General features: G+C 63.7%; 11 protein-coding genes and 1 other RNA gene. 5 read left to right on the forward strand and 7 right to left on the reverse strand.

All coding sequences use genetic code 11. The features are described 5' to 3' along the window. Positions 1 to 29: 29 nt before the first annotated feature. Together rsmH and mraZ are read right to left on the reverse strand one after the other, a co-directional pair. Positions 30 to 1,046: a 16S rRNA (cytosine(1402)-N(4))-methyltransferase RsmH gene (rsmH, locus tag EOA60_RS05195; RefSeq protein ID WP_095779050.1), complete on the reverse strand. Its 1,017-nt coding sequence runs from the start codon at positions 1,044 to 1,046 to the stop codon at positions 30 to 32. Continuing rightward, positions 1,043 to 1,501, reverse strand: a complete 459-nt coding sequence (gene mraZ / locus EOA60_RS05200) for a division/cell wall cluster transcriptional repressor MraZ (RefSeq protein WP_095824927.1) — start codon at positions 1,499 to 1,501, stop codon at positions 1,043 to 1,045. Before mraZ ends, rsmH begins: the two co-directional genes overlap by 4 nt. A 397-nt stretch (positions 1,502 to 1,898) precedes the next feature. Between mraZ and EOA60_RS05205 the strand changes: the two genes are divergently transcribed. Next, the gene (locus EOA60_RS05205; protein ID WP_095824928.1) at positions 1,899 to 3,014 is read left to right on the forward strand and encodes a cystathionine gamma-lyase; all 1,116 of its coding nucleotides are present in this window, start codon (positions 1,899 to 1,901) and stop codon (positions 3,012 to 3,014) included. Positions 3,015 to 3,038: 24 nt separating this feature from the next. On the opposite strand, the gene rnpB is transcribed toward EOA60_RS05205, so the two are convergent. After that, positions 3,039 to 3,439, reverse strand: an RNA gene (gene rnpB / locus EOA60_RS05210) — RNase P RNA component class A. A gap of 58 nt (positions 3,440 to 3,497) precedes the next feature. Continuing rightward, positions 3,498 to 4,127 carry a transglycosylase SLT domain-containing protein gene (locus EOA60_RS05215; RefSeq protein WP_245322407.1) on the reverse strand — a complete coding sequence of 210 codons (630 nt, stop codon included), beginning with the start codon at positions 4,125 to 4,127 and terminating at the stop codon, positions 3,498 to 3,500. Here EOA60_RS05215 and EOA60_RS38775 point away from each other — a divergent pair. After that, positions 4,042 to 4,365, forward strand: coding sequence for a hypothetical protein (locus EOA60_RS38775; protein WP_245322409.1), 324 nt, complete (start codon positions 4,042 to 4,044; stop codon positions 4,363 to 4,365). The genes EOA60_RS05215 and EOA60_RS38775 overlap by 86 nt on opposite strands. Positions 4,366 to 4,393: 28 nt before the next feature. Here the strand turns inward: EOA60_RS38775 and EOA60_RS05220 are convergent, their stop codons facing one another. The 3 genes from EOA60_RS05220 to EOA60_RS05230 form a co-directional block, all read right to left on the reverse strand. Then, a complete protein-coding gene (locus EOA60_RS05220) occupies positions 4,394 to 5,161 on the reverse strand; it encodes an N-acetylmuramoyl-L-alanine amidase (protein ID WP_095824929.1) in 768 nt (255 codons plus the stop codon). Beyond that, a complete protein-coding gene (locus EOA60_RS05225) occupies positions 5,158 to 5,877 on the reverse strand; it encodes a DnaJ family molecular chaperone (RefSeq protein WP_127335048.1) in 720 nt (239 codons plus the stop codon). The genes EOA60_RS05220 and EOA60_RS05225 overlap by 4 nt, the downstream gene beginning before the upstream one ends. 134 nt (positions 5,878 to 6,011) lie before the next feature. Continuing rightward, positions 6,012 to 6,212 (reverse strand): hypothetical protein, encoded by a 201-nt coding sequence (locus tag EOA60_RS05230; RefSeq protein WP_082954075.1) that lies wholly within the window; start codon positions 6,210 to 6,212, stop codon positions 6,012 to 6,014. Between the two features lie 174 nt (positions 6,213 to 6,386). On the opposite strand from EOA60_RS05230, the gene EOA60_RS05235 reads away from it, so the two are divergent. The 3 genes from EOA60_RS05235 to EOA60_RS05245 all read left to right on the forward strand — a co-directional run. Next, the gene (locus EOA60_RS05235) at positions 6,387 to 10,010 is read left to right on the forward strand and encodes a hydantoinase B/oxoprolinase family protein (protein ID WP_127335047.1); all 3,624 of its coding nucleotides are present in this window, start codon (positions 6,387 to 6,389) and stop codon (positions 10,008 to 10,010) included. 84 nt (positions 10,011 to 10,094) lie between these two features. After that, positions 10,095 to 11,342 carry a DUF3419 family protein gene (locus EOA60_RS05240; protein ID WP_164748215.1) on the forward strand — a complete coding sequence of 416 codons (1,248 nt, stop codon included), beginning with the start codon at positions 10,095 to 10,097 and terminating at the stop codon, positions 11,340 to 11,342. After that, positions 11,339 to 11,716: class I SAM-dependent methyltransferase (locus EOA60_RS05245; RefSeq protein WP_164899192.1), on the forward strand; the 378-nt coding region annotated here is incomplete at its 3' end. The genes EOA60_RS05240 and EOA60_RS05245, both read left to right, overlap by 4 nt.

Raw genomic sequence — 11,716 nt, forward strand, 5'->3', positions numbered from 1 at the left:
GGACTATATCGCTGGTGCGAAACACGTGCTTACCTCTCCCCCGGCCGCTCGACGGCGGGAAGCTTTGGAAGGCCGAAAATCGAAAAGTCGCCGGCGCGCGCAGGCGCGCCGGTGCGGATTGCCGCGCGCAGCCTCGCCGAGCGCGCCCGCGGATTGCCGGCGATCTCGGCCTCTCCCGGCGTCACCCCGCCGCCGGATTTGCGGAAGGTCGCCAGCCGCGCCGGCGCGTCCGGCATATGACGCGATCCGCTGGCCGCATCGGCGCGATCGGCGATGAAGCGCTTGACGATGCGATCCTCCAGCGAATGAAAGGTCACGACGGCGAGCCTGCCGCCCGGCTTCAGCACCCGCTCGGCGGCGAACAGCGCGCTCGCCAACTCGCCGAGCTCGTCATTGACGAAGATGCGCAGCGCCTGGAAGACGCGGGTGGCGGGATGGATCTTGTCCTTCGGCGCGCGGCCGACATGGGTGGCGATGGCGTCGGCAAGATCGAGCGTGCGCTCGAAGGGCCGCTTCTCGCGCCGGGCCTCGATCATGCGGGCGATGCGGCCGGCATGCCGCTCTTCGCCGAGAAAGCCGAAGATGCGGGCAAGGTCGCCCGCCTTGAAGGTGTTCACGACGTCGGCGGCGCTCAGGCCAGCCTGCGCCATGCGCATGTCGAGCGGTCCGTCGGCGCGAAAGGAAAAGCCGCGCCCGGCCTGGTCGAGCTGCATCGACGAGACGCCGATGTCGAGCACGACGCCGTCGGCGCTTTCGACATGCTTGTCCAGGGTCGAGAACGGCTCCTGAACGAGCTTCAGCCTGCCGCCGGCCTGCTGTTCCAGAGCCTTGCCCGCGGCGATCGCATCCGGATCGCGGTCGATGGCCACGACCGAGGCGCCGCGCTCGAGGATGGCGGTGGTGTAGCCGCCGGCGCCGAACGTGCCGTCGACGATCGTCTCGCCCGCCTTGGGTTCAAGCGCCTCCAGCACTTCGGCAAGGAGGACCGGAATGTGACGGACCAGTCCGCCAACGGCGTGAGGATCATCGCCGTGGCCAGTCATCATTCCGGTCCCTCCCCGGGCTTCGTCCCCTGCCGAAGCTGCAAAAGCCTGGCTCGAGCCTGCGCCCCATAGGCGGCAAGCCGGCCCGGCTCCCAGATCTGGAAGAAATTGCCGCGGCCGACAAAGGCCACCTCGTTCGAGATGCCCGTGTGCTCGCGGATGAAATCGGTCATCGTGATGCGGCCGTCCTGGTCGAGTTTCAGGAACGTCCCGTCGCCATGGCAGAAGAAGGACATATCGTCCGCCGTCTGCAGGAAGGGATCTTCCAGCGCGATCCGCTGCTCGTAGCGGTCGAGCAGATCGAGCCCGCCGACGTCCATCGCCGGAAGGTCGAGGCAGCGTAGCGCATAGAGTTCCGCATAGCCACGTTTCTGCACGACCGAACGGAAATGCGCCGGAACGGATACCCGCCCCTTCGCATCGATCCTGTTCACTGCGTTTGACAGAAATCGGTCCACTACGCCTTACAGCCGCTGTCGCCGCCGCACCCCTGCCCATGTTTTTCTCCGCGCCGCCGCGGCGCATCGCCTCGCGACAAATCGCTTCATTCACCAAGGCGAAAACCGGCAAACGCGCAGCCGCCGCGACTGCCCGATTGGCGTACGCTTCACCCTGACGCGGAACGAAAGCTTGATGAGAATGGGATATCATGGGGTAATATGGGCGTCAACGGGAAGAGGCATCACAAACACGCATGCCACAACCTGAAAGCGCAGGCTTGCGGCACGTCTCGTCTTTATCGTCCATTAAGCCTAACGAAGCGTTTAGAAGGCTCTGGCCCAAAAGGACGCGGCTTGCCGCGAAGGCCCGGCACGCCTAGCGTTCGGACGTCAGTTCAGTGAAGGAATGCGCCCAATGTCCGAAACCGCGAAGTCACGCGCCGCGACACTTGCCCATCTGCGCAGCGGCGATTTCGCCAAGGGCGATCCGATCCCTTTGCCGCTGACAATGGCCTCGATCTTTCATTCGCCGGGCGACGCGACGGGCTTCGATCAATACGGCCGCTTCAGCAATCCGACATGGCACGCGGTCGAGCATGCGCTTGGTCATCTCGAAGATGCGCAGTGCATCGCCTTTCCGTCGGGCATGGCGGCGATTTCGGCAACGTTCTTTGCGCTGGTCAAATCTGGCGACCGCATCCTCTTGCCCTCGAACGGCTACCACACGACGCGGGCTCTGGCGGAGCGTTTCCTGAAACCGCTCGGCATCGCCTATGACGTGAGGCCGACATCGAGCATGCTCGACGGCGGCTTCGCCGGCTACCGGCTGGTCTTCGTCGAAACCCCCTCGAACCCAAGGCTGGATATCTGCGACATCGCCGCCGTCGCCAAGACCGCCCACGAACAAGGTGCGCTCCTCATCGTCGACAACACGACGATGACGCCCTTCGGCCAGCGCCCGCTCGACCTTGGCGCCGACATCGTGGTCTCGGCCGACACCAAGGCGATCAACGGTCACTCGGATGTGCTGTTCGGCCATGTCGCCAGCCGTGATCCGGATATTATCGCCAAGGTCAGGGACTGGCGAGAAACCGCCGGCGGCATTCCCGGGCCGTTCGAGGCCTGGCTCGTGCATCGCGGCCTTGAAACACTTGAGGTCCGGTACGATCGCATGTGCTCCTCGGCGGAAACGATCGCCCGCCGGCTCAAGGGGCATCGCGCCGTGAGCGGCTTGCGCTTTCCAGGCCTTGAGGGCGACCCCTCGCACAATCTGGCGCGTGCCCAGATGGAGCGCTTCGGCTTTCTCATCTCATTCGAGCTGACTTCGGAAGAGAAGGCCGAGGATTTCATCAACAACTGCGCGCTGATTGAATCGGCCACCTCGTTTGGTGGCGTCCATACATCGGCTGAACGGCGATCGAAGCGCGGCGATGCCGTGCCGCCCGGCTTCGTGCGGCTGGCCGTCGGCTGCGAGCCGGTGGAAGAGCTCTGGCAGGCGATCGAGGCGTCTTTAGACCGGCTTGACGGCTGAGCGGCTCGGAGCGCTGTAGAGGAAAATGCCAGCTGGCCTGTAAGCCGGGTTCTGTATGGCCCCCACGCCTTGCGGCGCGGGAACGTGGCGGCCATTCATCTTGGGCGCATGTCGCCATGCGCCTCACGCAACCTACCCGGGCGGTGGGCCGGAAACAGCCCTCGAAGGTTTCCCTTCGCACCGCCCCTATTCGGTCTTGCTCCCGGTGGGGTTTGCCGTGCCGCTTCTGTTGCCAGTCGCGCGGTGGGCTCTTACCCCACCCTTTCACCCTTGCCGCGGCAAATGCCGCGGCGGTTTGCTTTCTGTGGCACTTTCCCTGGGGTCTCCCCCGCCGGCCGTTAGCCGGCACCGTGTCTCCATGGAGCCCGGACTTTCCTCACCCGCAGCCTTTCGGCTCTTGCGGGCGCGGCCGCCCGGCCAGCTGACAAGGGCGTATAAAGGGATTCGCGCCTGAAAACGCAACAAAAAAGGCAACTGTCCCGCTTAGACAGGCGAACCGAGCGCTGCCATCTGCACCTTCACCTTGCTGCAATAGGCGGCCGAAATCGGATTCATCCGCGTCGCCCCATGGCCGGCATTGTATTTGAGGATGGTACCGCAGGTGGTGCCGCCACCTAGCCCCTGCGCCATGGCGAGGTACTTCATGCCGTATTTGATGTTGGTGTCGGGATCGAACAGTCCCTTGACCGAACCGGTATAGCCCATCATCCGGGCCGTCGCCGGCTTGATCTGCATCAGGCCGATCTCGCCGGCGCCGCCGACCATGTTGGGCCGGAAGTTGCTCTCGATCGTGATGACGGCCTTGGCCAGCGACACCGGCACGCCGTAGCTTGCCGCATAGCGGGCGATGATCGCCGAATATTGGCCGTCGCCAGTTGCCGAAGAAGACAAGGCGGGCTTTTCAGGACGGATGGAAGCTGTCGCGGTCAGGTCGATGGTTTGCCTGCTGCGCTTTGCGTAGCGTTTGACTCTTGATTTCGCGGACCGCGCTGCGGCGGCTTTCTGCACCTTCGCCGGGGCAGCTCTCTTGGTCGTCGAAGTCTTGGCGCTTGGCGCAGCCTTGGGCTTTGAGGCGGTCGCAGCAAACCCATTGTCCGCCGCCCGGAGGCTCAGGGGGGCGCTGTTCGCTGGGCTGAAGGCAAAAGTCATCACTCCGGCAGCAACGGCTGCCGCTACAACGGTCAATCTTTGCATGTATTCCTGTTCTGTTAGAACCGCGCGAAGAATTTCACGCGGCGAGGCCAATCCAACACCGGAGCATCTTGAAGGGATAGATGCCCGACAACTTGCGGTAGATGCGTTTGGAGACCGAATTGGCGCCAATAAAGGCGAGGCAATTCACTTTGTATGACAAATTGTAATTTAGTCAGCTTGACCGGCTATTTGGAAGAGGCTGCCTTTACCGCAGCCAGCAGCCTTTGGAGCGTGCTGATCGTCGAACCGTCCGCCACGCCGTCGACGAGCCGCCGTCGAAAATGCCGCTGAAACGCCGCCACCACGATTTCCGTCTGGCGGTCGAAGACACCCGATATCTCGGCGCTGTAGCCGTAAAGCGCCAGCATCGACTGCAGGGCTTCCACGTCAGCACCTGCGTCGCCCGCCCTCAGCGCCGCGCCCATCTTGATCGGGGCCGCGGGAACGAGATGACCGACGCCGGCCGCAAAGAGCGCCTTCCAGGGAAACTTCTCGCCCGGGTCGACCTTGCGTCCCGGCGCCACATCGGAATGCGCAAGCACCCTTTGCGGTGGAATGGAATGCCGGCCCGCGATCCCCGCGCATAAATCGATCACGGCCTTGACCTGCCGCTTCGGGAAGGTTTTGTAGCCCAGCGAATGCCCGGGGTTGACGATCTCGATGCCGACAGAGCAGGAGTTGATGTCGGTGCACCCGAACCATGAACCCTTGCCGGCATGCCAGGCGCGGTCGCTTTCGCGCACCATTTGCACGATGCGGCCGTCCTCATGCACAAGATAGTGCGAGGATACCTCGCTTGCCGCATCGCACAGCCAGGCCTCGGCCCCAGGCCCCGTCGGCATGCCGGTATAGTGCAGCACGATCATGTCGGGCCTGAGCGTCTCGCGTCGCGGACCGAAATTCGGCGATAGCCTGACCTCGGCACCCGGCTGGTCGGGCAAGAAACCGCTCATACGTGCCTGAGGCCCCGTTCGATCATCTCATAGGCGGCATTGATCGCAGCGACCCTTGTCGTGGCGATCTTGATGAATTCCTGCGGCAGGCCGCGCGCGATCAGCCGGTCGGGATGGTTGTCGGAGATCAGCTTGCGATAACGCTTCCTGACCTCCTCGAATGGCTTCCCGCGTTCGACGCCGAGAACCACATAGGGATCGGCGGCGCCCAGATTGACGTGGCGCGCCAGGATCGCCTGGTAATGCGCCTCATCGATCTGAAAAATCTCGGCGATGCGATGCAGGAATTGCCCTTCCCTCTCGTGAACCAGGCCATCCGCCTTGGCGATGTGGAACAGCCCGTCGAGTATGTCTTCCAGCATCTTGCAATTCGCATGACCGGAACCGCAAAGCTGCGACATGCGCTGGGCGTAGATTTCAAATCCGGCAACATCGCGCTTGGCGAGGTCATAGAGGCGCGCCACATTGCGCGTTTCGCTCGGCGGCACCTCAAAGATTTCCTGGAAGGCGCGCACCTCGTCCTGGGTGACGATGCCGTCGGCCTTCGCCATCTTGGCCGAAAGCGCGATCATCGCCACCGAGAAGGCCACGCGCCGGCGTAGATCGGGGTCGCCCGAGTACACGGTCCGCACGGCCTCGACGACATCGCCGACGCCCGAGGACGCCGACAACGAAACACGAGCGATGAAGTCGCCGAGGCGGTCCCAAATCGACATGCGGCTTCTTAGTGCGAACCGGGCACCGCTATCAAGCCGGGACGATGCCGCAGGTCGAACGACTTTGAGGACAGTCCCGCCAAAAAGGAAGGCCGGCACAGGGGCCGGCCTTCCTGATTTCAGTGGATGAACTTCTACTGCGCGGGCGCAGCAGGAGGTGTTGCCGGAGCCGGTTCAGCAGGCTTCGAAGGGTCAGGGGTGGCCGGCTTCATTGGCTGTTCGTTGGCCGGCGGGTTGGTGCTCTGCGTGGTGGTGTTGTCGGTGCTGCTGTCGCTGCAAGCCGCGACCCCCAGCAGGGCGAGCGCCGAAACAGACGCCAGAATAAGCTTCTTCATGGTATCTCTCCTTCAGCAAACGCTCACGTTTCGGTGAACGTCGCAGAAGAAATGCAGAAATCAGACCTGGGTTTCGTAACGTTGCGTTTCCATGTGTAACACCAGGGCGCATGGTTGCCGGGGCCAAAACGGCGAACTAACAGAACGGGTTGTCGCAGATAACGGATAAGCAGCATGCAGGACGCCGCAGCCAACAAATGGGATTTCTGGATCGACCGGGGCGGGACCTTCACCGACATCATCGGCCGCGATCCGCAAGGCCGACTGCATCCCCGGAAGCTTTTGTCGGAGAACCCTGAGGCCTATGCCGATGCCGCTATCCAGGGCATCCGCGAACTGCTTGGACTGAAAACCGGCGCCGCCATCCCCGCGGAGCGCATCGGCGACATAAAAATGGGCACCACTGTCGCTACCAACGCGCTGCTGGAGCGCAAGGGCGACCGCGTGCTGCTGCTCATCACCAGGGGTTTTCGCGACGCGCTGCGCATCGCCTATCAGGCGCGGCCGGATATTTTCGCCAAGGAGATCATCCTGCCCGAACAGCTCTATGAGCGGGTGGTAGAGATCGACGAGCGCGTGCGCGTGGACGGGTCCGTCGAGCGCCTGCTCGACATCGCCGCCTGCCGCCCGGCCATCGAGCAGGCCAAGGCCGACGGCATCGACGCGGTAGCCATCGTCTTGATGCACGCCTGGAAATATCCCGACCATGAAAAGGCAGTCGCGAAAGTCTGTCGCAAGATCGGCTTCAGCCAGATATCGGTCAGCCACGAGGTCTCGCCGCTCATCAAGCTGGTCGGTCGTGGCGACACCACGGTGGTTGACGCCTATCTGTCGCCGATCCTGTCACGCTACGTGCAAAGGGTGGCGGGAGAATTGGGCGCCGGCCCGCGGCTGATGTTCATGATGTCATCGGGCGGGTTGACCGCCGCCGACATGTTCCAGGGCAAGGATGCGCTGCTTTCCGGCCCGGCCGGCGGCGTCGTCGGCATGGTCGAGACGGCGAAGCTCGCCGGCTTCGACAAGGTCGTCGGCTTCGACATGGGCGGCACCTCGACCGACGTCGCCCATTATGACGGCGGATACGAGCGCGCCTTCGACACTGAAGTCGCCGGCGTTCGCATCCGCGCGCCGATGATGCGTATTCATACGGTCGCGGCCGGCGGTGGCTCGATCCTGCATTACGAGGCCGGTCGCTTCCGCGTCGGCCCGGACTCCGCCGGCGCCAATCCCGGCCCGGCCGCTTATCGACGCGGCGGCCCGCTCGCCGTCACCGACGCCAATGTCATGCTCGGTAAGCTGCAGCCCGACGTCTTCCCGGCGATCTTCGGCCCCGGTCAAGACCAGCCGCTCGACGTCGCCGCCGTGCGCGAAAAATTCGCGGCTTTAGCCGCCGAGATCGGCGATGGACGCTCGCCCGAAGCGGTGGCCGAGGGTTTCGTCACCATCGCCGTCGAGAACATGGCCAACGCCATCAAGAAGATTTCGGTGCAGCGCGGTTACGATGTCACTGAATATCTCTTGAACTGTTTCGGTGGCGCCGGCGGCCAGCATGCCTGCCTCGTCGCCGATGCGCTCGGCATGGAAGCGGTGCTTATCCACCCCTTCTCCGGCTTGCTTTCGGCTTACGGCATCGGGCTGTCGACGGTTTTCGCCTCGCGCCAGCAGGCGTTGCTGAAGCCGCTCGCCGAAGAGTCCCGCTCCTCGATCGAGGACCTGATTGCGACCTTGCACCAGGGCGTCATCGCCGAGCTTGCAGTGCAAGGCATTGCGCAAGACGCCATCGCCTCAAAGCCGGTCCTGCAGATCCGTTATGACGGCACCGACACAACTTTGCCGGTCAACTTCGAGCACGGCTCGATTTTTCGCGCCAGGAGCGATTTCGAGGCCGCGCACAAGGCGCAATTCGGCTTCGTCTACGAAGACAAGCCGATGATCATCGAGGCAGTCGGCGTCGAAGGCAGCGATGTCGAGACCGCCGGCCGCGACGAAAGTGAATCAGGGCTCGAAGACCAAGTGGCAAGCCCCTGGCAGTCCCGGCAATTCTTCGCCGACGGAGCCTGGCGCGATGCCGGCATCTTCCGGCGCGAGGATTTGAAGCCCGGTCACAAGGTGGCAGGCCCCGCGCTCGTCATCGAGCCGAACCAGACCATCGTCGTCGAGCCGGGCTGGCAGGCCGAGATCACGGCCAGGAACCACGTGCTGCTGCGGCGTATAGAGAAAAAGGCGCGGCAGGCGGCGCTCGGCACCGAAGCCGATCCGGTGATGCTCGAGGTCTTCAACAACCTTTTCATGTCGATCGCCGAGCAGATGGGCGTCACGCTGCAGAACACCGCCTATTCCGTCAACATCAAGGAGCGACTGGACTTTTCCTGCGCCGTGTTCGACCGCCATGGCGCGCTGGTCGCCAACGCGCCGCACATGCCGGTGCATCTTGGGTCCATGGACCGCTCGGTCGAAACCGTCATCCGCCTGAATTCAGGCGATATCCATCCCGGCGACGTTTTTGCGCTCAACGCGCCCTACAATGGCGGCACGCATCTGCCCGACATCACCGTGGTGACGCCGGTGTTCGACGACGCACGCAAGGAAATCCTCTTCTGGGCGGCCTCGCGCGGCCACCATGCCGATGTCGGCGGCACCGCGCCGGGCTCGATGACGCCTTTGGCCACAACCGTCGACGAGGAAGGCGTGCTGTTCGACAATTTCCGCATCGTCGATCGCGGCCGCTTCCGCGAGGAGGAGCTCGAGGCGCTCCTCACCGACCATCCCTATCCTGCCCGCAATCCCGCCCAGAACATCGCCGACCTCAAGGCGCAGATCGCCGCCAACGAAAAGGGCGTGGCGGAGTTGCGCAAGATGGTCGCGCATTTTGGCCTCGCTGTCGTCGAGGCCTATATGGGCCATGTTCAGGACAATGCCGCCGAGAGCGTGCGCCGCGTGCTGGAAAGGCTGCCCGACAGTTCCGACTACGAGTATGCCACCGACACCGGCCAGGTGATCAAAGTGAAGATCACCGTCGATCGGCAAAGGCGCGACGCGACGGTCGATTTCACCGGCACCTCGAAGGTCATGAAGAACAATTTCAATGCGCCGGAGCCGGTGGCGCGAGCCGCTGTGCTCTATGTCTTCCGCGTCATGGTCGAGGACATGATCCCGATGAACGCCGGATGTCTCAGGCCGATCAACATCGTCATCCCCGACGGTTGCATGCTCAAACCCTCCTACCCTGCCGCCGTCGTCGCCGGCAATGTCGAGACCTCGCAGCATGTCACCAACGCGCTGTTCGGCGCCATGGGCGCGATGGCCAACGCGCAAGGCACAATGAACAATCTCACCTTCGGCAACCGGCAATACCAATATTATGAGACGATCTGCTCCGGCTCGCCGGCCGGCCAAATGAATTCGGGCCGCGGCTTTGCCGGCACCTCCGGCGTCCACACGCATATGACCAATTCGCGACTTACCGATCCCGAAGTGCTGGAACTGCGCTTCCCGGTCGTGCTAGAAGACTTCCACATCCGCGACGGTTCCGGCGGCAAGGGCAAATGGAACGCCGGCAACGGCACCAAACGCACGATCCGCTTCCTCGAAAAAATGGAATGCGCCATCCTCTCCTCACACCGCAACCGCCCGCCGCAGGGTCTGAACGGCGGCGGCGACGGCGAGGCCGGCTCGACCAAGGTCAGACGCAACGACGGCTCGATCGAGGTGCTGAAGGCCTGCGACCAGACCACGCTCGACGCCGGCGAGGCCGTCATCGTCGTCACGCCGACGCCCGGCGGATTCGGCAAGGCCTAAGACTCAGCGTCAGCAGCCTGTCACCCGCCTGTCACAACGCTGCGCTACCCGCTTGCGCCAATGCAAACGGGGAATCAGCTTGCCATGTCGGATGTATCGGGAGAACTCGTTTTTCGACGCGGCAAGGAGGTTGGAAAAGCCGTCTACCAGAACCGCGCCCTGTCGAAGGACGGCATTTCCGAGCGGCTTTTCGCCTTCCTGTTTTCCGGCCTCGTCTATCCCCAGATCTGGGAAGACCCGGAGGTCGACATGGACGCCATGCAGCTTGGCGCCGGCCATCGCGTCGTCACAATCGCATCGGGCGGCTGCAACATTCTGGCTTACCTCACCCGTTCGCCCGCCCGGATCGACGCCGTCGACCTCAACGCCGCGCACATCGCGCTGAACCGCATGAAGCTGGAGGCGGTGCGCCATCTGCCCTCGCAGGGCGATCTGTTCCGCTTCTTCGGCGCAGCCGATACCAGCCACAACTCGGAAGCTTACGACCGCTTCATCGCGCCGCATCTCGACCCGGTCAGCCGTCACTACTGGGAGCGCAGGAACTGGCGCGGCCGCCGCCGCATCGCGGTTTTCGACCGCAACTTCTACCAGACCGGCCTGCTTGGCCTCTTCATCGCCATGGGCCATCGTGTGGCAAAACTGTTCGGTGTCGATCCGGCCGGCATCATGAAGGCCGAGAACATCGGCGAGCAGCGCCGTTTCTTTAACGAGGAGCTGGCACCGGTCTTCGCCAAGAAGCTGCTGCGCTGGGCGACATCGCGCAAGGCCTCGCTTTTCGGTCTGGGTATCCCGCCGGCACAGTACGACTCGCTGATCACGTCCGGCGACGGTTCGATGGCGAGCGTCTTGAAAGCGCGGCTGGAGAAGCTCGCCTGCGATTTCCCGCTGAAGAACAACTATTTCGCCTGGCAGGCCTTTGCCCGCCGCTATCCGCAGCCCGGCGAGGCAGCCCTGCCCGCCTATTTGGAACAGCGCAACTACAGGACGATCCGCGCCAACACCGAACGCGTCGCCATCCATCATGCCAACTTGATCAAATTCCTCGCCGGCAAGGATGCGGGCTCGGTCGATCGCTTCGTCCTGCTCGATGCCCAGGACTGGATGACCGACGACCTGCTCAACGATCTGTGGACCGAGATCACCCGCACGGCCTCGGTTGGCGCGCGCGTGATCTTCCGCACCGCGGCCGAGCCCAGCCTGCTGCCGCGCCGCGTCTCCAGTTCCCTGCTCGACCAGTGGCGCTACGAAGCCGAGGCCTCGCGCGAATTCTCGGCCAGGGATCGCTCGGCGATCTATGGCGGCTTCCATCTCTATGTGAAGCGCGCCGCATGAGCACGACGGAGCTGCCGGTCCGCCATGCCGATCTGATGGATGGCGTCTATCGCTGGCGGCGCCATATCTACGACATTACCCGCAAATACTACCTGCTCGGCCGCGACCGGCTGATAGCGGGGCTCGACGTGCCGCAAGGCGGCACCGTGCTCGAGCTCGGCTGCGGTACCGGCCGCAACATCGTTCTTGCCGCCCGGCGCTATCCAGACGCCCGCTTCTTCGGTTTGGATATCTCGGCCGAGATGCTGGAGACGGCAAACGCGGCTATCGCTCGCGAAGGTCTCTCCGACAGGGTCGAACTGGCGCGCGGCGACGCCACGGATTTCGATCCGGCGGCGCCCTTCGGCATCGAGCGCTTCGACCGTGTCTTCATA

The sequence above is a fragment of the Mesorhizobium sp. M1A.F.Ca.IN.020.06.1.1 genome (assembly GCF_004023265.1).
Classification (GTDB): domain Bacteria; phylum Pseudomonadota; class Alphaproteobacteria; order Rhizobiales; family Rhizobiaceae; genus Mesorhizobium.